This is a genomic window from Methylopila jiangsuensis (assembly GCF_027922305.1).
In the GTDB taxonomy this organism is placed as follows: Bacteria; Pseudomonadota; Alphaproteobacteria; order Rhizobiales; family Methylopilaceae; genus Methylopila; species Methylopila jiangsuensis.
The window spans coordinates 478,267-499,277 of record NZ_BSFK01000005.1 but is presented as its reverse complement, the minus strand read 5'-3'; the positions used below and the strand labels follow the sequence as shown (position 1 = coordinate 499,277).

Annotated in this window: 19 protein-coding genes; 17 read left to right on the top strand and 2 right to left on the bottom strand. The window is 71.0% G+C overall.

All coding sequences use genetic code 11. The features are described 5' to 3' along the window. Positions 1-27 precede the first annotated feature (27 nt). The 9 genes from PKE85_RS03865 to PKE85_RS03825 all read left to right on the top strand — a co-directional run bounded on the left by PKE85_RS03865 (position 28) and on the right by PKE85_RS03825 (position 9,770). Positions 28-627 carry a DUF7676 family protein gene (locus tag PKE85_RS03865; protein WP_271203463.1) on the top strand — a complete coding sequence of 200 codons (600 nt, stop codon included), beginning with the start codon at positions 28-30 and terminating at the stop codon, positions 625-627. A gap of 129 nt (positions 628-756) precedes the next feature. Beyond that, positions 757-1,611 carry an ABC transporter substrate-binding protein gene (locus tag PKE85_RS03860; RefSeq protein WP_271203462.1) on the top strand — a complete coding sequence of 285 codons (855 nt, stop codon included), beginning with the start codon at positions 757-759 and terminating at the stop codon, positions 1,609-1,611. Continuing rightward, complete coding sequence (locus tag PKE85_RS03855; RefSeq protein WP_271203461.1) at positions 1,608-2,633, top strand: FecCD family ABC transporter permease; 1,026 nt, start codon at positions 1,608-1,610, stop codon at positions 2,631-2,633. The genes PKE85_RS03860 and PKE85_RS03855 overlap by 4 nt, the downstream gene beginning before the upstream one ends. Then, positions 2,633-3,433 (top strand): ABC transporter ATP-binding protein, encoded by an 801-nt coding sequence (locus PKE85_RS03850; protein WP_271203460.1) that lies wholly within the window; start codon positions 2,633-2,635, stop codon positions 3,431-3,433. Before PKE85_RS03855 ends, PKE85_RS03850 begins: the two co-directional genes overlap by 1 nt. After that, the gene (locus tag PKE85_RS03845) at positions 3,430-4,341 is read left to right on the top strand and encodes a DUF6925 family protein (protein ID WP_271203459.1); all 912 of its coding nucleotides are present in this window, start codon (positions 3,430-3,432) and stop codon (positions 4,339-4,341) included. The genes PKE85_RS03850 and PKE85_RS03845 overlap by 4 nt, the downstream gene beginning before the upstream one ends. A gap of 206 nt (positions 4,342-4,547) precedes the next feature. Next, positions 4,548-5,492 (top strand): FecR family protein, encoded by a 945-nt coding sequence (locus tag PKE85_RS03840; RefSeq protein ID WP_271203458.1) that lies wholly within the window; start codon positions 4,548-4,550, stop codon positions 5,490-5,492. Between the two features lie 139 nt (positions 5,493-5,631). Continuing rightward, positions 5,632-8,085: a TonB-dependent hemoglobin/transferrin/lactoferrin family receptor gene (locus PKE85_RS03835; RefSeq protein ID WP_271203457.1), complete on the top strand. Its 2,454-nt coding sequence runs from the start codon at positions 5,632-5,634 to the stop codon at positions 8,083-8,085. A gap of 56 nt (positions 8,086-8,141) precedes the next feature. Continuing rightward, positions 8,142-9,077, top strand: coding sequence for a calcium-binding protein (locus PKE85_RS03830; RefSeq protein ID WP_271203456.1), 936 nt, complete (start codon positions 8,142-8,144; stop codon positions 9,075-9,077). 96 nt (positions 9,078-9,173) lie between these two features. Further along, positions 9,174-9,770: a biliverdin-producing heme oxygenase gene (locus PKE85_RS03825; protein WP_271203455.1), complete on the top strand. Its 597-nt coding sequence runs from the start codon at positions 9,174-9,176 to the stop codon at positions 9,768-9,770. 7 nt (positions 9,771-9,777) lie between these two features. Here PKE85_RS03825 and PKE85_RS03820 read toward each other — a convergent pair whose 3' ends face one another. Next, on the bottom strand, positions 9,778-10,734 hold the full coding sequence (locus PKE85_RS03820) for a LysR family transcriptional regulator (protein WP_271203454.1): 957 nt from the start codon (positions 10,732-10,734) through the stop codon (positions 9,778-9,780). A 91-nt stretch (positions 10,735-10,825) separates the two neighbouring features. On the opposite strand from PKE85_RS03820, the gene PKE85_RS03815 reads away from it, so the two are divergent. Genes PKE85_RS03815 through PKE85_RS03800 form a run of 4 tightly spaced genes read left to right on the top strand, consistent with a single transcriptional unit; the run spans position 10,826 to position 15,935 of the window. Next, positions 10,826-12,085 (top strand): sarcosine oxidase subunit beta family protein, encoded by a 1,260-nt coding sequence (locus PKE85_RS03815; RefSeq protein ID WP_271203453.1) that lies wholly within the window; start codon positions 10,826-10,828, stop codon positions 12,083-12,085. A gap of 13 nt (positions 12,086-12,098) precedes the next feature. Continuing rightward, a complete protein-coding gene (locus PKE85_RS03810; RefSeq protein WP_271203452.1) occupies positions 12,099-12,383 on the top strand; it encodes a sarcosine oxidase subunit delta in 285 nt (94 codons plus the stop codon). Continuing rightward, positions 12,383-15,364 (top strand): sarcosine oxidase subunit alpha family protein, encoded by a 2,982-nt coding sequence (locus PKE85_RS03805; RefSeq protein WP_271203451.1) that lies wholly within the window; start codon positions 12,383-12,385, stop codon positions 15,362-15,364. Before PKE85_RS03810 ends, PKE85_RS03805 begins: the two co-directional genes overlap by 1 nt. Next, positions 15,357-15,935 (top strand): sarcosine oxidase subunit gamma, encoded by a 579-nt coding sequence (locus tag PKE85_RS03800; protein ID WP_271203450.1) that lies wholly within the window; start codon positions 15,357-15,359, stop codon positions 15,933-15,935. Before PKE85_RS03805 ends, PKE85_RS03800 begins: the two co-directional genes overlap by 8 nt. Before the next feature lie 31 nt (positions 15,936-15,966). Here PKE85_RS03800 and PKE85_RS03795 read toward each other — a convergent pair whose 3' ends face one another. After that, on the bottom strand, positions 15,967-16,245 hold the full coding sequence (locus PKE85_RS03795) for a BolA family protein (RefSeq protein ID WP_271203449.1): 279 nt from the start codon (positions 16,243-16,245) through the stop codon (positions 15,967-15,969). Between the two features lie 149 nt (positions 16,246-16,394). Here PKE85_RS03795 and PKE85_RS03790 point away from each other — a divergent pair, with 149 nt between their 5' ends. The 4 genes from PKE85_RS03790 (at position 16,395) to PKE85_RS03775 (ending at position 21,003) form a co-directional block, all read left to right on the top strand. Then, complete coding sequence (locus tag PKE85_RS03790; protein ID WP_271203448.1) at positions 16,395-17,036, top strand: DnaJ domain-containing protein; 642 nt, start codon at positions 16,395-16,397, stop codon at positions 17,034-17,036. Between the two features lie 70 nt (positions 17,037-17,106). Further along, the gene (gene cobS / locus PKE85_RS03785) at positions 17,107-18,111 is read left to right on the top strand and encodes a cobaltochelatase subunit CobS (protein WP_271203447.1); all 1,005 of its coding nucleotides are present in this window, start codon (positions 17,107-17,109) and stop codon (positions 18,109-18,111) included. Between the two features lie 19 nt (positions 18,112-18,130). Then, positions 18,131-20,020, top strand: coding sequence for a cobaltochelatase subunit CobT (gene cobT, locus PKE85_RS03780; protein ID WP_271203446.1), 1,890 nt, complete (start codon positions 18,131-18,133; stop codon positions 20,018-20,020). Next, positions 20,017-21,003 (top strand): esterase-like activity of phytase family protein, encoded by a 987-nt coding sequence (locus PKE85_RS03775; RefSeq protein ID WP_271203445.1) that lies wholly within the window; start codon positions 20,017-20,019, stop codon positions 21,001-21,003. Before cobT ends, PKE85_RS03775 begins: the two co-directional genes overlap by 4 nt. Positions 21,004-21,011 lie beyond the last annotated feature (8 nt).

Genomic DNA, 21,011 nt, shown 5'->3' with positions numbered 1-21,011 from the left:
ATCCCCCTGTCGTCGTGAGGGCATGACATGATCGTTCTCGAACCTCTGGCCCCCCGCGCGCCGACCGAGACCCTGCGCGGCGGGGACGGCGCGCTGAAGCGCGAGATCTGGTCGCTGCCGGCGGAGGCGCCGACGCTGGAGGCGTTCCTGCGCGACGTGTTCGAGACCCACTGGGAGGGCATACGCTTCGGCCCGCTGATCGAGGGCGCGGCCTATGAATGGAAGTGCCTCTCGGCGCCCCAGTCCATCGGCCTGCTGGACGGCTACCTCACGGTCATGTTCGGGCATGGCGGCCACTTCCACCTCTGCATCGGCGAGAACCGCGGCTCGGAGCGGTTCCCGGTGGCGCCGGAGCTGACCAGGAAGCGCAAGCCGTCCAGGGCGCAGCTGTTCCGGGGCTACGGCCGGGACGGCAAGCCGGTCACCTGGGGCTTCGAGATGTGGAACGGCGCCGGCGAGCCCATGATCTCGATCTTCTTCCCCAACCCCTTCATCGAGGACGACGACAGCCTGGCCGAGACGCCGGACTTCTCCCGCCTCGCCGTCTGGCGGGCGGTCTCGAAGCGCTGGCTCGGCCGGGAGCCGGAGGCGATCGACGAGCAGGGTCAGGGCTTCCGCCATGGCTGAGCGACCGCTCCCAAGGGACAGACGAACCGCATGTGCGGTTCGTCATGCCCGCCTTCGGCGGGCATCCAAGGCTTTGGCCGAACGACGGCTTGAGCGTTCAAGTCGTGGATGCCCGAGGCAAGCTCGGGCATGACGGCTCGCAGCGATGTCCTGAGGGGCTCCAGGCGCATGCGCGGCCTGCTGCTGGCCTTCGGCCTTCTCGCCGCCGCTCCCGCCGCGGCCGCTCCGGCGCGGGTGGTCTCCATCAACCTCTGCACCGACGATCTGCTGATCCGGCTCGGAGACCCGTCGCAGGTGGCGGGCGTCACCTGGCTGTCCACCCTCTCCGCCGGCTCCAACGTGGCGGAGCAGGCGCGGGGCGTGCCGTCGACCCATGGCTTCGCCGAAGAGGTCATCGGGCTCCGGCCCGATCTTGTGCTCGCCGGCCGCTACACCTCCCGGCAATCCGTCGCGGTGCTGAGGCGGATCGGCGTGCCCGTGGTGGACGCGGACGCGCCCCGCACGCTCGACGGCGTGCGCGAAGAAATCCGCCGCGTCGCGCAGGCCATCGGCCACGCCGACCGGGGCGAGGCCATGATCGCGGAGCTCGATCGCCGCATGTCCCGCCCGGTCGCGGCGCGCGAACCGAAGCTGCGCGCCGCCGTGCTGCGGCCGAACGGATTCAGCGCCGGCCCCGGCTCCCTGATCGACGATCTGATGCGCCGGGCGGGGCTCGTGAACGTGGTGGCGGAGCTGGAGCTCGACAATTACGGCCAGCTGCCGCTGGAGCTGGTGATCGCCAAGGGGATCGACGCTCTGATCGTGGACGGCGCGCGCGCCGGCCCGCCCGCCATGGCCACCGAGATGCTGCGGCATCCCGTGCTGCGTCGCCTCGGCGACCGGGTGAAGATCGTCCGCGTGCCGCCGAAGCTCTGGACCTGCTATGGCCCGAGCCTCGCCGACGCTTTCGACATCCTCGCCGACGCGGCCGAGGGACGGCCATGAGCGCGATCCCGACCGAGGCGTCCTTCGCGCGCGACGGCGGCTACGGCCTGCTGCTTGCGGCTCTCTTCGCGCTCGTGCTCGTGGCCTTCGCGGCCTCGCTCGCCATCGGCTACGCGCCGCTGGATCTTCAGGCGGCGGTGACGGACGCGCTGTCCGGCCGGGCTTCGCTGGAAGCGCTGGTGTTCATGGAGCTGCGCCTGCCGCGGGCGCTGATGGGCGCGCTGGCGGGCTTCAGCCTGGGAATCGCCGGCGCGGCCATGCAGGGCCTGCTGCGCAACCCGCTCGCGGACGCCGGCGTCATCGGCGTCACGGGCGCCGCCGCCTTCGGCGCGGTGCTCATGTTCTATTCCGGGCTGTCGGCCGCCTTCTCGCTGGCGCTGCCCATCGGCGGCGTTCTGGGCGCGGCGGCGGCGGTCGCGGCGCTCTACGGCCTCGCCGGGCGCGGCTCCGCCACCATGACGCTGATCCTCGCCGGCGTCGCCATCAACAGCCTCGCCGGCGCGCTCACCGCGCTCGCGCTCAACCTGTCGCCGAACCCCTACGCCGCCATGGAGGTGATGTTCTGGCTGATGGGCTCGCTCGCCGACCGCAGCATGGACCATGTGGCGCTGGTCGCGCCGCTGCTCGTGGTCGGCTGGGGGCTGATGCTGGCGTCGGGCCCGGCGCTCGACGCGCTCACGCTCGGCGAGGACACCGCCGCAAGCCTCGGCTTCGACCTGGGCCGGGTGCGGGCCATGCTGGTGGTGGGGGCGGCGCTCGCCGTGGGCGCCACGGTGGCGGTGACGGGCTCGATCGGCTTCGTCGGGCTGGTGGTTCCGCACATCCTGCGCCCGCTGGTGGGCGGACGTCCCGGCCGTCTGCTGCTCGCAAGCGGACTTGGCGGCGCGGCGCTGGCGCTCGGCGCCGACATCGGCGTGCGGGCCATCGGCGTGCGGCCGGAGCTGAAGCTCGGCGTGGTCACGGCGCTCATCGGCGCGCCGTTCTTCCTGTCGCTGCTGTGGCGCCTGAGGCGGGAGGCGTGATGGAGATCGTCGCCCTCAACCTCACCGTCCGGCTCGGCGGCGCCCCGCGCGTCGACCGGGTGTCGCTCACCCTGAGGCCCGGCGAGCTGGTCGGCCTCATCGGCCCGAACGGCGCGGGGAAGACCACCCTGTTCCGGGCGCTGGCGGGCCTGCGCGCGCCCGACGAGGGGCAGGTGCTCTACGATGGCCGGCGCCTCGCCCACATCGGCCGCAGGACGTTTGCGAAGCGGCTCGCCTATCTGGAACAGACGGCGGAGGCCCATTGGCCGCTGCGGGCGGAACATGTGGTGGCGCTGGGGCGGCTGCCCCATCGGGGCTTCGGCCGCGCGGCGCTCCAAAGCGACGCCGCGGCGGTGGACCGGGCGCTGCGCGCGGCCGACGCGGAAGGCTTTCGCGGCCGGCCGATGCGCGAACTCTCCGGCGGTGAGCGCGCCCGCGTGCTGCTCGCCCGCGCCTTCGCGGTGGAGAGCGAGTGGCTGCTGGCCGACGAGCCGGCGGCGGCGCTCGATCCCGCCCACCAGCTTGGCCTGATGGAGCGGCTCGCCGCCGCTGCCCGCCGGGGCATGGGCGTGGTGGTGGTGCTGCACGACCTGACGCTCGCCACCCGGTTCTGCGACCGCCTCATCCTGATGGCGGGCGGGCGCATCCTCGGCGACGGCCGTCCGGGCGAGGTGCTGACCGACGCCGCCGCGGCGGCGGCTTACGGCGTGACGCTGGCGCGGGCGCAGGTCGAGCGCGAGACGCTGGTCGCGCCCTGGCGGCGGCTCGCTTCACACGATAGCGGAAGGATGCCCCTGTGACCGACGTCGTCGCCGTGCTGGAAGAGCGCCTGAACTGCCCGGACACCCATTGGCACATGGGCGCGTTCGGCGTGGTGGCGGAATTCCTGCGGGACGCGGACGAGCCCACGGCGTTTCCCGAGGGTCGGGGCCTCGCGGCGGCCACGGCGCGCGGCGCGATCCGGCTGGAGCCGAACGACGATCTCAGGCCCTTCGCCTATGAAGGCGCCATGAGCCGGGCCAAAAGCTGGAGCCAGCATGTGGCGCTCGGCCTGCCGCGCACGGCCTGCGCCCTGAACCGCCGCGCGGTTCTCACCGAACTCGGCCCCGACGCCGCGGCCGTGCGGGACGAGGATCGCGACGGCGTGCTGTTCGATCTCGGGCTCGCGCGGCTGCAGATGGACGCGCTGGTCCGCACCCGCGACTCCGGCCTGATCGACGCGCTGCGGGCGGCGGAGGGCAAGTCGCTGTTCGGCGACGGGATCGGCGTCATGGGCGCCATCTTCCGCGCCCAGCCGCACCGGGTGTTCGTCACCCGGATCGGGCGGATCGAGGTGTTCCAGCCGATTCCCATGGACGGCGGGTCGAGCCCGCCCGGCCCGCACACCCATCTGCTGCCGAAGCTGATGAAGACCGGCCGCGTCCACGGCGCCAACGTGCCGGCGCCGAAGGGCCTGGTGCTCTGCGGCGGCTTCGCCCCGCCCCACCCCACGCGCGATCCCTACGGCGTTCCGCGCGCCTTCGACGCCGCCCGCCATGCGCGGTTTCAGGAGCTGCTGGAACGCTTCGGCGATCCCCGGCTTCTGGCCGTGAAGCGCGCCGCCCGCGACGGCGCCGCCGACGCCGCCCTGGCGCCCAAGACCCGGCACGAGCGCGCCGCCGCGCGGGTTGGGGACATGCAGAGAGGCTTTGCGGTGGGGGCGAGCTGAGGCCCTCCTCGAAACCCTCTGCGTTTGAGGGGGTCGTTTGCGTCCCGGGCCTGAAGCGTTCTCCTGGCAAAAACGCCGATGAGCAGAGGGATGAGGCCCTCTCGGCGAATTTTTTCCGCTCGGCATGTTCGCCTTTCCGGCTCCCGTTCGTTCTGGATAAATGAACGCTGGAAGTTTTCTAAGGTCGAGCGGTGCATCAGACGGACATGGACGCGCGGAGTGACGCCAGGCCGACGCCCGAGCAGCGGGCCGCGGCGGATGCGTGGCTCATGCGCCGCGACGGCGACCAAAGCGCGCGGGACGAGGCCGAGTTCGACGCCTGGCTTGCGGCCGACCCGCGCCATCCCCTCGCCTTCGCCGAGACCGAGCGGCTGTGGTCCGCGATCGGGCTGCCGCTGGCGCGCGCGCAGGACCGGCGCGCCGCCGCCCACGTCCGCTGGCGCCCCGGCCGGATGGCGATCGGCGGCATGGCGCTGACGGCGGGCCTCGCCCTCGCGGCGATCGCGCCGGGCCTGATCGCGGATTTCGGCGCGGACATCGTCACCGGGCGCGGCGAAACCGCCGAGCGCCGGCTGCCGGACGGCTCCACGGTGCGCGTCGCGGCCGACACCGCGCTCGACGTGGATTTCGCCGGGGCGACGCGTCGTGTGACGATCCGCCGGGGCGAAGCCTTCTTCGACGTGATCTCCAACCCGGCCCGGCCTTTCGTGGTGGACGGCGGCCCGGCCCGCGTGCGGGTGACGGGCACGGCCTTCAACGTGGAGCGCGCGGACGAGCGCGCGAGCGTGGTTGTGGCGCGCGGCTCGGTGGAGGTCAGCCTGCCCGACGGATCGGCCACGGAGGCGCTGGCGCCCGGCGAGCGCGTGGAGGCTGAGGACGGCCGGCTCGGTCCCACCGAGACGGTCGATCTCGACATGGAGCTCGGCTGGATGTCCGGGCGGATCGCCTTCAGCCAGCAGCCCCTCGGCGAGGTGGTGGCCGCGCTCCAGCGCCAGACGGACGCGCGCATCGCGCTCCGCGGCGACCTGTCCGGCCGGCTGGTCTCCGGCTCCTTCCCCTTGAGCGACGTGGACGCCAATCTCGACGCTCTGGCCGCCGCCGTCGGCGCCCGCGTGCTGCGCGTCACGCCCTGGCTGCGCGTGGTCTACTGACGTCCCAGATTTTTTCGCGCAAGCGGTTCGCAAGCCTCCGCCCTGCTCGTTCCTGACCATGACGGCCATCGTGAGCGGCCGTGCCGAGCGTGCGTCGGGGCGTGGAATGCGGAACAGGACTGTGAGCAGGGCGGCGGGATTGAGCCTGGGAGCGAGGCTGCTGGCGTCGGCCGCCTTCGGCGCAGCGACGATCTCCGGAACCTCGGCCGCTGGCGCACAGTCCGCGCAGGAAACCTATCGCTTCGCCATTCCCTCGAAGCCGTTGGGCTCCGCCATCGCCGAGATCGGCGCGGTGAGCGGCTGGCGCGTGGCCTACACCGCTCCCCTGCCCGCCGGCGCCCGCAGTCCGGCGCTCGCCGGCGTCTACACCGCGCCGCAGGCCCTGGCGTTGGCGCTGGCCGGAACCGGCCTCCAAAGCCGGGTCACGGGCGAGCGTTCCATCACGCTGGCGCCGACCTCCGCGAACGCGACGGCCATCACAGGAGCGCTGGGCGAAGACGGCGCCGAGGCGCTGGACCCGATCGAGGTGACCTCCGGCGGGTCCGGCGGCGCGCTGGCCGGCCCCGGCTGGCAGGGCGCGCCGGACCGCATCTACGAAACTCCGTCCAGCGCCGCCTATGTGGGCCGGGCCGCCATGGACGAACGCGGCGGCGCCCGCAACGCCGGCGACATGCTGCGCGGCGTGTCCGGAGTGAACGCGGTGATCGACCGTCAGAATCCCGGCGTCAACGTCAACATCCGCGGCCTGCAGGACCAGGGCCGCGTCAACATGACGATCGACGGCGCCCGGCAGAACTTCCAGCAGGCCGGCCACGGCTCCTCGGCCTTCGCCTTCGTCGACCCCGAACTGCTCTCCGCGGTCGAGGTGGAGAAAGGCCCGACCTCCACCGCCGGCGGCGCCGGCGTCATCGGCGGCGTGGTGACCTTCCGCACGCTGGACGCCTCCGACCTGATCGTGGGCGACAAGGATTACGGCGTCCGGCTCAACACGACCACCGGAACGAACGCGTTCGATTTCAATGGCTCCGCCGCGTTCGGCGCCAAAGTGGGCGACGGCGCGGAAGTGGTCGCCGCCGTGGGGCGCAAGAAGCTCGGCGAGTACGACGCCGGCAAGCACGGTCGCGCCGTCAAACAGACGCGCTCCTCCGGCGAGCAGCCAATCAGCGACTACGTCACCCAGGACCAGTGGTCATGGTTGATGAAAGCCGTGCTGCCTTTTACCGACACCCAGAAGCTGACGCTGAGCTATGTGGGGCTGAGCACGGATTTCACCACTGGCAATGGCCAGTACATCGACACAAACGACATCACAAATCACACGGCGACGGCCGATTATCGGTGGACGCCCGGCGATCCCTGGTTCGATCTGAACGTCAAAGCCTACTACACCCGCACCGAGAACACGCAGTTTCGTCCGGCGCGGGTCAACGGCCTGCCGGACACGGACGTTGATTACGCCATCGACACCGTAGGCGGTTCGCTGCAGAACGTCTCGCGCCTCGAAGTCTCCGGCTTCGCCCTAGCTGCGACGTATGGCGCGGAATACTTCTTCGACAAGACCGATACGGTCGCGAATTCCGCTGGCGCGTCAAATCCTCTGACCAACGTCGAGTTCGCCGGTTCGTCTCCCGCAGGCGAGCGCGGGGTCGGCGGCGCCTTCGCCCAGCTCGAAATCAAGCGCGGCGACTGGCTGCAGATCCTGGGCGGCTTGCGCTACGACCGCTACGATCTGAAGGGCACGAGCTACGTCATCACCGGCCGCGACACCTTCTCATCGCTTCATCTTGATAGCGGCGAAGGCCGGGTCTCGCCGACCGCCACGGTCGCGGTGACGCCGATCAAGGGGCTGCAGCTCTACGGCTCCTACGAACGCGGTTTCCGTCCTCCGAACCTCATGGAGACCCTGCTTGGCGGGCAGCATATCGGCGGCGGCAACGTCTTTTTGCCCAACCCGAACCTGAAGCCCGAGATCGCCGAAACCTATGAGGCCGGCGTAAATCTGCTCTTCAACGAAATCCTGCGCGAAGGCGACGCCTTTCGGGCGAAAATTTCGATCTATTCCACCGAAGTCGAGAACTTCATCACCCAGGCCGTCGCGCCGAACAGGTTCGACCGCGTTCAGAACGTCAATCTCTCTGATCCGGCGAAGCTCAAAGGCCTCGATCTTGAGGCCAGTTATGACGCCGGCCTGTTCTATTTCGGCGGAGCGGCCTCTCTTATCGACGCGACCTATGTGGACGCCTACAAGGACGCGCCGTCGTTCGAGAACCGGCTCTGGAGCCTCTATCTCGCGCCCAAGCGCAAGGTGACGCTGGACGGCGGCGTGCGGCTGTTTGACCGCAGCCTGACCGTCGGAGCGCGTTTCACCCATGTGAAACCGGATCAGATCCAGGGCGCATCGAGCCAATCTTCAGCGCTCTACCGCCAGTACAACATCGTGGACGTCTACGCGTCCTACAAGATCAACGAGAACTTCACCGTGCGCGCCGCCGTCGAGAACCTGACGGACCGCGCCTATGTGGACGCCATGGCGTCGCAACTCACCGCTTCGCCCGGCCGCACCGCGACGCTTGGCGTCACCGCGCGGTTCTGAACCGCCGCGCCTTCACCGAAACCTCGCGTTGACGAGGCCCTCAAGGAGACTGCCCGATGGCCATCACCATCAAGCTCAACAACGCCGCCGGCGTTGATTTCTCGGCCTATCTCGCCGACTTCGACGCCAACTTCGTGCGCAGCGGTCGCGGTTTCTTCAGCGACAACCCGTTTGATCTGGCCGGCGACGAATACGCCATCTCCTCCAGCAGCGACACCTCGCTGCCGATCTCCGACGGGCAGGCCTTCATCGTCGAATCCGGCTCCAAGGGCGACTTCAGCTACAACATGACCAGCCACACGCTGGACGGCACGCTGGACGCGGTGGAATTCGGCACGGGCCTGTCCTACGACGCCGCGTCCGACAACTTCACCACGACGTCCGACGTGCGCATTTCCGGCCTCGGTCTTGCAGGCTCGGGCGCCGGCAACGAAGTGTTCGACCTGATCAATGATCTGATGAACAGCGACGTCGCCGGCCTGAAGTCCCTGATCGCGGCCGGCCCGGTCACCGTGAACGGTTCTTACGGAAACGATAAGTTCACGGGCGGCGCGTTTGCGGACAAGATCAACGGCGCGGCGGGCAACGACACGCTGCTCGGGGGCGGTGGAAACGATGTCATAAACGGCGGATCGGGCAACGACCGTCTCTATGGCGACGCCGGGAACGACACGCTGGTCGGCGGCAAGGGCCATGACCGCTTCTATGGCGGCGCCGGAAATGATCGCATGACCGGCAACGTGGGGTATGACATTTTCACCTTCGCCAACACCTCGGGTCACGACACGATCACCGACTTCGTCGCTGGTCCCGCCAAGGGCGACGTCATCAGCCTTCTTTCCAGCACCGGCCTTGACAGCTTCGCCGACGTGCTCGCGGCCACCCACGACGTCGGCGGCAACGCCGTCATCACCATCAACGCGAACACTTCGATCACGCTTCTCGGCGTGACCGAAGCCTCGCTGCATGCGAACGATTTCCTGTTCGCCTGATTGGGAAAAGCGGCGCGCCCGATGACCGCCTCCGCCTCCGCCGCCGACGCCTCCCGCGCCGGCGGCGCCTCCGTGTCCGAACCGATGAGATGATCCATGGCCGATGACGCCGCCCTGCTTGAACGCCCCGCCGAGACCCGCGTGCAGGCTCTCCGCCGCGCCACCCATGAGGCCCACGAGGCGCTGGACGGCCGCATCATGGCGGCGAAGCCGTTCGCGAGCCGCGAGGCCTACGCCCGGTTCGTCGCCGTGCAGCGCGCGTTCCACGCCGACATCAACCCGCTCTACGCCGATCCGGCGCTGCAGGCGCTGATCCCCGATCTCGCCGACCGGCCCCGCCTCGCCGAGGTGGAGCAGGACCTGAAGGACGTGGAGGCCGCCCCGCTCGAGCTGTTGGCCGCCCAGGAGACGCCGTCCGACCTGCCGTCGGCGCTCGGCTGGCTCTATGTGGCGGAAGGCTCCAGCCTCGGCGCCGCCTTCCTGCTGAAGGAAGCCGCCAAGCTCGGCCTGAGCGAAGAGTTCGGCGCCCGTCACCTCGCGGGCGCTCCGGAAGGTCGCGGCCTGCACTGGAAGCGCTTCACCCAGGCGGTGGACGCCGCCGAACTGACGCCGGAGGAGGACGCCCGCGCCGTGGCCGGCGCGGAAGCCGCCTTCCGCCGGGTGCGGTCGCTGGTGGAAGCCGCTTACGCCTGACGGCGGTTCACGCCACCTGCACGAAGCGGGCGAGATCCGGCGCGTCGTCGAGGCGCGCCGCGAGCCGTTCGCGGCTGAGCTTGGCCAGTTCGCCGGGCAGCCGGCCCAGCTCGTGATCGTAGGCGACCAGCGTCAGCCGGCGCGAGAATTCGGGGCCCGGCAACGCCGTCACCACGAAGCTGTCCGCGGCCGCGCCCGCCTCGATCACGCACAGCGGCGTGACGATGGCGAAGCGTCCGCCTTCCGCGACCGAGGCCACCAGCCCCTGCGGCGTGTCGAAGGACAGCCGCCGCCGCGGCTCCACCCCGATCCGGCGCAGGTGGCGCTCGATCTCGACCCCGGTGGACGAGCGGGCGCTGAAACGCACGAACTCCAGCCGCGACGCCAGCGCCTTCAGAGCCGCGACGTCCGGGATGGGGCCGGCGTCCGGCGGCGTCATCAGCACATAGGCCTCGCTCACCACCGGCCAGCGCTCCAGCCCGCCGACCTCGCCCAGATCGTCGACGCCGATCATCACGTCGAGGTTGCGCGACAGCAGCGCGCTGGCGTGGGAGGCGGTGAGGCCTGAGAGGATCGCGGCCTCGTCCGCCCGCGCCGACAGCGCGTCGGCGAGCGCGGGGCCCAGCGTGCGCGACAGCGAATCCACCAGCCCGAGCCGGACCAGCGGAAACCGTCCCCGCCCCGCCTCCCGCAGCATGGGCGCGATCTGACGGGCTTCGGACACCAGCGCGCTCGCCCGCTGCCGCAGCAGCACGCCCGCGGGCGTCAGCCCGATCGGCCGGATCGAGCGGTCGAACAGCCCGGCGCCCACCCGATGTTCAAGCTCCGCCACCGCCAGCGACACCGCCGGCTGGGTAAGGCCGAGCCGGCGCGCCGCCGCCGCCATGGCGCCCGCGTCGCAGACGGCGAGAAAGATCGAGAGCTGGCGGAGATCGAAGGGCAAGTCGTCGGCGCGGGGCTGCATGGCGCTACTATAAGCACGATTTATATCTCATGCGACGGCTGCGGCTCGCATAATCCTCACGTCGGTTCCCGGACGCGGATTCTGAAAGCCCATGTCGAGCCAGCGCTACTCTCTCTTCTCCGTCCTGCGCGAGTCCTTGCGTGGGCACACCGGCTGGAAGCCCGCCTGGCGCGAGCCGGAGCCGAAGCCGTCCTACGACGTGGTGATCGTGGGCGGCGGCGGCCACGGCCTCGCCACCGCCCATTATCTCGCCCGGGTGCACGGCGTCACCAACGTGGCGGTGATCGAGAAGGGCTGGATCGGCGGCGGCAACGTGGGCCGCAACACCACCATCGTCCGCTCCAACTACCTGCTGCCCGGCAACGTGCCGTTCTACGAGCACGCCATGAAGCTGTGGGAAGGGCTGGAGCAGGACCTGAACTACAACGCCATGATGAGCCAGCGCGGCATCATCAACCTGTTCCACTCCGACGGCCAGCGCGACGCCTACGCCCGGCGCGGCAACGCCATGCGGCTGCACGGCGTGGACTCCGAGCTGCTGGACGTGGAGCAGCTCAAGCCGATCCTGCCGATGCTGGACTTCGACAACGCCCGTTTCCCCGTGAAAGGCGGCCTGCGTCAGGCGCGCGCCGGCACCGCCCGGCACGACGCGGTGGCCTGGGGCTACGCCCGCGCCGCGGACGGGCGCGGCGTCGACATCATCCAGAACTGCGAGGTCAAGGGCTTCCGCGTCGAGAACGGCCGGGTCTCGGGCGTCGAGACCAGCCGCGGCTTCATCGGCGCGAAGAAGGTCGGCGTCGCGGTGGCGGGCAACTCGTCACGCGTCGCCGCCATGGCGGGGCTGCGCCTGCCGATCGAGAGCCATGTGCTGCAGGCCTTCGTGTCGGAAGGCGTGAAGCCGTTCATCGACACGGTCTGCACCTTCGGCGCCGGCCACTTCTACATCTCCCAGTCCGACAAGGGCGGTCTGGTGTTCGGCGGCGACATCGACGGCTACAACTCCTACGCCCAGCGCGGCAACCTGCCGACCATCGAGGACGTGTGCGAGGGCGGCATGGCGCTGATGCCGACGATCGGCCGCGTCAAGCTGCTGCGGCACTGGGGCGGCATCATGGACATGTCCATGGACGGATCGCCCATCATCGACCGCACCCCGGTGGACGGCCTCTTCCTCAACGCCGGCTGGTGCTACGGCGGCTTCAAGGCGACCCCCGCCTCGGGCTGGTGCTTCGCCCATCTGATCGCGACCGGCGAACCGCATCCGGTTGCCGCGGCTTACCGGCTGGACCGGTTCGCGACCGGCCGTCTCATCGACGAAAAGGGCGTCGGCGCCCAGCCCAACCTGCACTGAAGGCGGACACCCCATGCGCATCGCCTGCCCCTATTGCGGCCCCCGCGGCGTCGACGAATTCTCCTATCTCGGCGACGCGACCCTGAAGCGCCCGGACCCGGCGGCGGAAAACGCCGACGCGGCGTTCCACGCCTATGTCTACCTGCGCGACAACCCCGCCGGCCCTCATCGGGAGCTGTGGCAGCACGCCAGCGGCTGCCAGTCCTGGCTGGTGGTGACCCGCGACACCCGCACCCATGAGATCTCCGCGGTCGAATACGCCCGCGACGCCGCCATCGCCTCCGCCGGAGCCGAGTGATGTCCCAGTCCCATCGCCTGCCCACGGGCGGCCTCATCGACCGCTCCCGGCCGCTGACCTTCAGCTTCGACGGACGCTCCTACTCCGGCCATGCGGGCGACACGCTCGCCTCGGCGCTGGTGGCGAACGGCGTGAAACTGGTCGGCCGGTCGTTCAAGTACCACCGCCCCCGCGGCCTGCTGTCCGCGGGCTCCGAGGAGCCGAACGCGCTGGTGGAGCTTCGGACCGGCGCCCGGCGCGAGCCGAACGTCAAGGCCACCGTCGCCGAGCTCTATCAGGGGCTCGAGGCCAGCAGCCAGAACCGCTGGCCCTCGCTCGCCTTCGACCTGCTGTCGGTCAACCAGCTCGCGTCGCCGGTGTTCGTGGCGGGCTTCTACTACAAGACCTTCATGTGGCCGGCGGCGCTGTGGGAGAAGCTCTACGAGCCGCTGATCCGCCGCGCCGCGGGCCTCGGCCGGGTGGCGGAGGCCGCCGATCCGGATGCCTATGAGAAGGCCACGCTGCACTGCGACGTGCTGGTGATCGGCTCCGGTCCCGCCGGCCTCGCCGCGGCCCTCGCCGCCGGACGCGCCGGCGCCCGCGTCGTGCTGGCGGAGGAGGACTTCGCCTTCGGCGGCCGGCTGATCGCCGAACGGCGCGAGGTGGGCGGCGTGGCCTCCGCGGCCTGGGCCGCGCAGGCGGAAGCCGAACTCGCCAGCCTGCCCGAGGTCACGCTGCTGCGGCGGACCACCGTGTTCGGCTCCTATGACGGCGGCGTCTACGGCGCGCTGGAGCGCGTCGCCGACCATGTGGCGGTTCCCGACCCCCATCAGCCCCGCCAGCGGCTGTGGCGCATCGTGGCGAAGCGCGCGGTGCTCGCCGCCGGCGCGCTGGAGCGGCCGCTCGCGTTCGGCGGCAACGACACGCCGGGCGTGATGATGGCCGGCGCGGTGCGGACCTATCTCAACCGCTTCGGCGCGGCGCCGGGCAAGCGCGCGGTGGTCTACGCCAACAACGACGACGCGGCGCGCACGGTCGCCGACCTGGCGGCCGCGGGGTCGCAGGTGGTCGCGGTGATCGACGCCCGCGGCGACGCCGCCGCTCTGGCGGACGCGGCCCGGGCCACGGGAGCGCTGCTGGTGTCCGGCGGCTCGATCCTCCGCGTCCATGGCCGCCATGGCGTCAAAGGCTGCGAGATCGCCAACGCCCGAGGCGGCTCCTTCAGCGTGGACTGCGACCTGATCGCGGTCTCCGGCGGCTGGAACCCCACCATCCACCTCACCAGCCATCAGGGCGGCCGCCCCGGCTGGCGCGACGACATCGCCGCTTTCGTTCCCGGAACGCCGCCCCCCGGCATGACGGCGGTGGGCGCGGCGGCGGGCGCGCTCGCCCTGAACGAGGCGCTCGTCGCCGGCGGCCGCGCCGGCGCGGAGGCGGCGGAGGCCTGCGGCTTTGCGGGCGCGGCGTTCGACGCGCCCTCTGGCGACGACGAGCGGGGCCGGGTCCATGGCGCGGGCCCGTGGAAGCCCGCGGCCACCAAGGCCAAGGCCTTCGTGGACTTCCAGAACGACGTCACCGTGAAGGACGTGGAGCTCGCCGCCCGCGAAGGCTTCCGCTCGGTGGAGCACCTGAAGCGCTACACCACGCTCGGCATGGCGACCGATCAGGGCAAGACCGCCAACGTGGTCGGCCTCGCCGTCATGGCCGAGATCACCGGCCGCTCCATTCCTGACACGGGCGTGACGCTGACCCGTCCGCCGTTCTCGCCGGTGGCGATCGGCGCGCTCGGCGGCGCCCACCGGCACAAGGAGTTCCGTCCCACCCGCCTGCCGCCGTCGCACTTCTGGGCCGAGGAGCAGGGCGCGGTCTTCACCGAGACCGGCCAGTGGATGCGCGCGGCCTACTTCCCGCGTCCGGGCGAAAAGGACTGGCTGGAGACCACCATCCGCGAGGTGGAGACGGTGCGCTCCAAGGTCGGCGTCTACGACGCCTCCACGCTTGGCAAGATCGACGTGCAGGGCAAGGACGCCGGCGAATTTCTTGATCGTGTGTATATCAACACGTTCTCCAAGCTCGCGATCGGCAAGGCCCGCTACGGCCTGATGCTGCGCGAGGACGGCCTCGCCATGGACGACGGCACCGTCGCCCGCTTCGCCGAGGACCGCTACTACGTCACCACCTCCACCGCCCATGCGGCGAGCGTGATGCGGCATCTGGAGTATTGCCGGCAGCATCTGTGGCCGGAGCTCGACGTGCATCTGTCGTCGATCACCGACGCCTGGGCCAAGTTCGCCATCGCCGGCCCCCGCTCCCGCGACGTGCTGGCGGCTCTCGCCGACGTGGGCCACGACGTCACCGACGCCGGCCTGCCCTATCTCGGCGTGATCGAGCTGACGGTCTGCGGCGGAACCCCCGCCCGCGCCTTCCGGCTGTCCTTCTCGGGCGAGATGGCGTTCGAGCTGGCGGTTCCCGCCCGCTACGGCGACGCGCTGATCCGCGCCATCATCAAGGCCGGCGAGCCGTTCGGCATCTGCCCCTACGGCGCGGAGGCGCTCGCCGTCATGCGCATCGAGAAGGGCCACGCCGCGGCGGCCGAACTCAACGGCCAGACCACCGCGGCCGATCTGGGCCTCGGCGGCATGATGTCCAAGAAGAAGGACTGCATCGGCGCGGTCATGAGCCGCCGCGAGGGCCTCGCCGATCCGAACCGTCCGCGCCTCACCGGCTTCAAGCCGGTGAACCATGCGCAGCGGCTGCGCGGCGGCGCCCATTTCCTTCCGCGGGAGGCGGCGGCGACCGCCGAGAACGATCAGGGCTACATGACCTCGGTCGCCTATTCGCCCTCCAACGGGCACTGGGTCGGCCTCGGCTTCCTGGTCCGCGGCCACGAGCGCCACGGCGAGATCGTCCGCGCCTATGATCCGGTGCGCGGCGAGGACGTCGAAGTGGAAGTCTGCGCCCCCGTCTTCGTCGATCCCGAAGGAGTCCGCGTCCGTGGCTGAGCCCCTCGTCGCCCGTTCGGCCCTCCGGCCGCATGTCGCCCCCCTCGCCTCGCCGGCCGGCGCTCCCGGCGTGACGCTTGTCGAGGTGGAGAACCTGTCGCTGGCGGCGCTCGCCGCCTTCAAGGGCCGCGAGGCCGAGCTCACGGACGCCATCCGCGCCGCCTTCGGCGTGGAGCTCGCCGACGGTCCGAAGCGGGTCACGGCGAACGGCGTCTCGTTTCTCGGAACGGGGCCGGGCAAATGGCTCGCGGTCGGCCCGGCCGGAACCGACTTCTCCACGTTGCCCGCGGCGGTCACCGACCAGTCCGACGGCCGCTCGGTGTTCCGACTGTCCGGCCCGAAGGCGCGCGAGACGCTCGCCACGCTGGTCCAGATCGACCTGCATCCGCGCGCCTTCGGCCCCGGCTCGGCCGCGGCGACCCACGCCGCCTCGATCGCGGTGCAGGTGTCGCAGCTCGATGACGCCCCGACCTACGAGATCGTCTGCTTCCGCACCTTCGCCGCCACCCTGTGGCGCTGGATCCTGGATGCGGGCCTCTCCCGCGAGATCAGCGCGCGCCACGCGGGCTGATCTCGCGCCACGCGATCCGCCGGCGCCGCCGTCAGGGACGGCCCGGCTCTTCCGGCGAGCGCGCGTCGATGGCGAGCGCGTGGACCGGGCCGGCGAGCTCCTCCGCCAGCAGCGCGTTGACGCGACGGTGGCGCTCCACCCGCCCGACGCCCGAGAAGGCGGCGGAGACCACCCGCACCCGGAAATGGGTCTCGCCCTCGGGGCGCGCGCCGGCGTGGCCCGCGTGCAGGTGGCTTTCGTCCAGAACCTCGATCCGGGTCGGTGACAGGGCTTCGGTCAGCTTGGTCTCGATGCGGGCGCGGACGCTCATGGGCGGCGTCTCCTTGATGCTTGACGGATCATCGGTTCGGCGGGATCAGGAGCGGGCGCGCGCCCCGCGTCAAGCCCCGGCGAGCGGCCTGCGGCTTTGAGCGGCGCGTTCTTGTTCGGTTAGGGCCGCGCTCCCATAATGGCCGCATCATGAAGCTCGACAGCCCCTGGTTCGATCGGATTCGCCTGTCCCGGAGCGAGGCCCGCCCGGAGCCGAAGGCGCCGCGCTGCGACCATCCCGGTTGCCGCGAGCCCGGCCTCTATCGCGCGCCCAAGGGACGCGACCGGGAGAACGAGTACTGGCGCTACTGCCTGGACCATGTGCGGGCGTACAACCAGAACTACAACTTCTTCTCCGGCATGTCCGACGACGCGGTGATCGCCTACCAGCGCGACAGCCAGACCGGCCATCGCCCCACCTGGACCATGGGCCGCAACGGCGCGGCCGCGACGCCCGAGGCCCGCGCCCGGGCGCGGGCGGAGCAGCCGCGGCGCCGCGCCGCGCGGGGCTGGGCCGGGAACTTCGACTTCGAGGATTCGTTCGAGATGTTCGAGGACGGGCCCGGCGCGCGGCCGAAGAAGCCCGAGCGCGAACTCAAGAACGTGGAGCGCAAGTCGCTCGAAGCCCTGAATCTCGGCGCAAGCGCGCAACCGGACGAGATCCGCGCGCGCTACAAGGAGCTGGTCAAGCGGCTCCACCCGGACGCGAACGGCGGCGACCGCAGCACCGAGGACAAATTGCGCGAGATCATCCAAGCCTATAACTATCTGCGGTCAGCCGGATTCTGCTGACGCTTTCCCCTTCGCGGCGCTCATCGTCCCACTTGCGGCCGAGACCCCACGCGCCCCGCCTGGAGGCATCATGAACGTCGCCCTCGAAACGCCGACCCTCGACGCGCCCGCCCCGACCCCGGACATCAAGGTCTCGGCGCGAAAGCTCTTCGGCATCGACAGCGATCTCGAGGTTCCCGCCTTCTCGAAGGCCGCGGGCTCGATCCCGGATCTCGACCCGGACTATCTGTTCGATCACGACACCACGCTCGCGATCCTCGCCGGCTTCGCCCGCAACCGCCGCGTGATGATCACCGGCTACCACGGCACCGGCAAGTCGACCCACATCGAGCAGGTGGCGGCCCGGCTGAACTGGCCCTGCGTGCGCGTAAACCTCGACAGCCATGTGAGCCGCATCGACCTGATCGGCAAGGACGCCATCGTCCTCAAGGACGGCAAGCAGATCACCGAGTTCCGCGACGGCATCCTGCCCTGGGCGCTGCAGAGCAACGTGGCGCTGGTGTTCGACGAGTACGACGCCGGCCGCCCGGACGTGATGTTCGTGATCCAGCGCGTGCTGGAGCAGTCCGGCAAGCTGACGCTGCTCGACCAGCGCCGGGTCATCCGCCCGCATCCGGCATTCCGCCTGTTCGCCACCGCCAACACGGTCGGCCTCGGCGACACCTCCGGCCTCTATCACGGCACTCAGCAGATCAACCAGGGCCAGATGGACCGCTGGTCGATCGTGACCACGCTGAACTACCTGCCGCACGACCGCGAGGTCGACATCGTGCTCGCCAAGTCGCCGCACTACCAGAAGGACAAGAACGGCCGAGACACCGTCTCCAAGATGGTGCGCCTCGCGGACCTGACCCGTCAGGCCTTCATCAACGGCGACCTGTCCACGGTGATGAGCCCGCGCACGGTGATCACCTGGGCTGAGAACGCGGAGATCTTCGGCGACGCCGGCTTCGCCTTCCGCCTGACCTTCCTCAACAAGTGCGACGAGCTGGAGCGGAGCCTCGTGGCGGAGTTCTACCAGCGCTGCTTCGGCCGCGAGCTGCCGGAAAGCGCCGTCAACGTCGCGCTGAGCTGACGCGGCGGACAGGCGCGCCATGTCCGGCTCCAACCGTCGCCCGGGCGAAAAGCCCGTCGCTCCCGCGGAACCGTTCAAGCGGGCGGTCGCCGGCTGCCTGAAGGCCATTGCCGGGGCGCCGGAGCTCGAGGTCGCCTTCGCCTCCGAGCGGCCGGCGCTGACGGCGGACAAGGCCCGCCTGCCGGAGCCGCCGCGCCGGCTGACGGCGACGGACGTCTCCATCCTGCGCGGCCACGCCGACTCCATGGCGCTGCGCCTCGCCTGCCACAGCCGCGCCACCCACGCCAAGCTTGCGCCCCAGGGCGCGGACGCGCGGGCGGTGTTCGACGCGGTGGAGCAGGCGCGGGTGGAGGCCATCGGCGCCCGGCGCATGGCGGGCACGGGCCACAACCTCGCCGCCATGCTGGAGGACCGCTACCATCGCGGGCCCTACGCCGACATCGCCGACAAGGCCGACGCGCCGCTGCCGGACGCGGTGGCGCTGCTGGTGCGCGAGAAGCTCACCGGCCGCAAGCCGCCGGAGGCGGCCGCCAAGCTCGTGGAGCTGTGGCGCCCCTGGGTGGAGGAGAAGGCCGGGGCCGACCTCGCCCGGCTGGATGAGGTTGTCGAGGATCAGGGCGCCTTCGCCCGAACCATCCGCGACCTGCTGACCTCGCTCGACATGGGCGAGGAGTTCGTCGGCCAGCGGCAGGAGAGCGAAGACGAATCCGACGGCTCCGGCGACCAGCCGCCGCCCCAGGACGGCGAATCCGCCGATGCGCCGGAAGAGGCCAACGACGGGGCCGAGCCCTCCGAGAGCGAATCGAGCTCCGACGAGTCGGAAGATTCCGAGCAGATGGAGGCCGCGGACGCGCCGCCGTCCGAAGCGCCCGACGACGACGAGCTCGGCGAGGCCGAGGAGGCCACCGAGCCTTGGCGCGCCCCGGACGAGCGTCGCGACGACCGCGCCAAGCCGGACTACGCGCCCTTCACCCGCGCCTTCGACGAGGAGGCGCTGGCGGAGGAGCTGTGCGACGTCGAGGAGCTGGGACGGCTGCGCGCCTATCTGGACAAGCAGCTCTCCGCGCTTCAGGGCGTGGTGGGGCGGCTCGCGAACCGGCTGCAGCGGCGCCTGCTCGCCCAGCAGAGCCGCGCCTGGGACTTCGATCTCGAAGAAGGCATGCTGGACCCGGCCCGGCTGTCGCGGGTGGTGGTCGATCCCATGACCGCGCTGTCCTTCATGCGCGAGCGCGACACCGAGTTCCGTGACACGGTCGTCACGCTTCTCATCGACAATTCCGGCTCCATGCGCGGGCGCCCCATCACGGTGGCGGCCACCTGCGCCGACATTCTGGCCCGAACGCTGGAGCGCTGCGGCGTGAAGGTGGAGATTCTCGGCTTCACCACCCGCGCCTGGAAGGGCGGGCAGTCCCGCGAGCGCTGGCTCGCGGCCGGCAAGCCGGCCGCGCCCGGCCGCCTCAACGACCTGCGCCACATCATCTACAAGGCCGCCGACGCGCCGTGGCGGCGCACCCGCCGCAACCTCGGGCTGATGATGCGCGAAGGACTGCTGAAGGAGAACATCGACGGCGAGGCGCTGGTCTGGGCCCATGAGCGGCTTCTCGCCCGGCCCGAGCAGCGCCGCATCCTGATGGTGATCTCCGACGGCGCGCCGGTGGACGACAGCACGCTGTCGGTCAATCCCGGCAACTATCTGGAGAAGCACCTGCGCCGGGTGATCGAGGAGATCGAGACCCGCTCGCCGGTGGAGCTGATCGCCATCGGCATCGGCCACGACGTCACGCGCTACTACCGCCGCGCGGTCACCATCGTGGACGCCGAGGAGCTGGGCGGCGTCATGACCGAGAAGCTGGCCGAGCTGTTCGACGAGGCGCCGAGCGCGCCCGTGAAACGCCGCGCCCACGCGTGAGCCTGCTCCGCCTCAGTCGGGCGCTCGCGGCGCTGGCGCTCGGCGCCGCCCTCGCCTCGCCGCCCGGTCGCGCGGAAGCCGAGCCGATCACGGTGTCGGCGACGCGCATCGACCGCTTCGGCCCGGTCACGCCCATCGGCGCGCGCTACGGCGCGCTGGTGTTCCTTGGCGGGCTTCAGCTTCGCTCCGACGACCCGAGTTTCGGCGGTCTCTCCGGCTTGCGTCTGTCGGCGGACGGGACGCGCTTCACCGCCGTCAGCGACCGGGGTTTCTGGTTCCGCGGGGCGGTGGAGCGGGAAGGCCCGACGCCTGTGGGCCTCTCCGGCGTCGAGAAGGACGCCATCGAAGGGCCGCGCGGCGCCCTGCCCGGCCGGCGCGGCTCCGACACCGAAGCGCTTGAGATCCAGGGCCGGAGCGCCTGGGTCGCGTCCGAGCGGGTCAACCAGGTGCTGCGCTTCGCGCTGGACGCCCAGGGCCGCGCCGGCGCCGGCCGGGCGATCGCCCTGCCGAAGGACGCGCGCTCGGCGCCGTTCAACGAGGGCTTCGAGGCCATCGCGCTGACCGAGGGCGGCGCGCTGATGATGATCGGCGAGAGGTTTCTCGACGCCGCCGGGAACAATCGCGCCTTCGTGGTGGGCGCGAAGAAACCGTTCGCCTTCTCCGTGAAGCGCACCGACGACTTCTCGCCCACCGACGCGGCGCGTCTTCCCGGCGGCGGCTTCGTGCTGCTGGAGCGGCGCTACGTGCCGCCGCTGTCGCTCTCCATCCGCCTGCGCCGGCTGAACGAGGCTGACATCCGCCCCGGCGCCGTGGTGGACGGCCCCGTGCTGCTGGAGGCGAGCCTGATCCAGACCATCGACAACTTCGAGGGCGTCTCGGCCCACCGGGCGCCGAGCGGAGCGACCGTGATCACGCTGGTGTCGGACGACAACTTCTCGCGGCTGCAGCGCACGCTGCTTATGGAGTTCCAGCTTCCGGACTGACGCGGCCG

Bases quoted from the DNA above. Each gene is read 5' to 3' on its own strand.
- cobS (WP_271203447.1), top strand. From the start codon at position 17,107: ATGAACGTCGCCCTCGAAACGCCGACCCTCGACGCGCCCGCCCCGACC.
- PKE85_RS03805 (WP_271203451.1), top strand. From the start codon at position 12,383: ATGTCCCAGTCCCATCGCCTGCCCACGGGCGGCCTCATCGACCGCTCC.
- PKE85_RS03840 (WP_271203458.1), top strand. From the start codon at position 4,548: ATGGACGCGCGGAGTGACGCCAGGCCGACGCCCGAGCAGCGGGCCGCG.
- PKE85_RS03865 (WP_271203463.1), top strand. From the start codon at position 28: ATGATCGTTCTCGAACCTCTGGCCCCCCGCGCGCCGACCGAGACCCTG.
- PKE85_RS03790 (WP_271203448.1), top strand. From the start codon at position 16,395: ATGAAGCTCGACAGCCCCTGGTTCGATCGGATTCGCCTGTCCCGGAGC.
- PKE85_RS03830 (WP_271203456.1), top strand. From the start codon at position 8,142: ATGGCCATCACCATCAAGCTCAACAACGCCGCCGGCGTTGATTTCTCG.
- PKE85_RS03795 (WP_271203449.1), bottom strand. From the start codon at position 16,245: ATGAGCGTCCGCGCCCGCATCGAGACCAAGCTGACCGAAGCCCTGTCA.
- cobT (WP_271203446.1), top strand. From the start codon at position 18,131: ATGTCCGGCTCCAACCGTCGCCCGGGCGAAAAGCCCGTCGCTCCCGCG.
- PKE85_RS03850 (WP_271203460.1), top strand. From the start codon at position 2,633: ATGGAGATCGTCGCCCTCAACCTCACCGTCCGGCTCGGCGGCGCCCCG.
- PKE85_RS03855 (WP_271203461.1), top strand. From the start codon at position 1,608: ATGAGCGCGATCCCGACCGAGGCGTCCTTCGCGCGCGACGGCGGCTAC.
- PKE85_RS03810 (WP_271203452.1), top strand. From the start codon at position 12,099: ATGCGCATCGCCTGCCCCTATTGCGGCCCCCGCGGCGTCGACGAATTC.
- PKE85_RS03825 (WP_271203455.1), top strand. From the start codon at position 9,174: ATGGCCGATGACGCCGCCCTGCTTGAACGCCCCGCCGAGACCCGCGTG.
- PKE85_RS03820 (WP_271203454.1), bottom strand. From the start codon at position 10,734: ATGCAGCCCCGCGCCGACGACTTGCCCTTCGATCTCCGCCAGCTCTCG.
- PKE85_RS03815 (WP_271203453.1), top strand. From the start codon at position 10,826: ATGTCGAGCCAGCGCTACTCTCTCTTCTCCGTCCTGCGCGAGTCCTTG.
- PKE85_RS03860 (WP_271203462.1), top strand. From the start codon at position 757: ATGACGGCTCGCAGCGATGTCCTGAGGGGCTCCAGGCGCATGCGCGGC.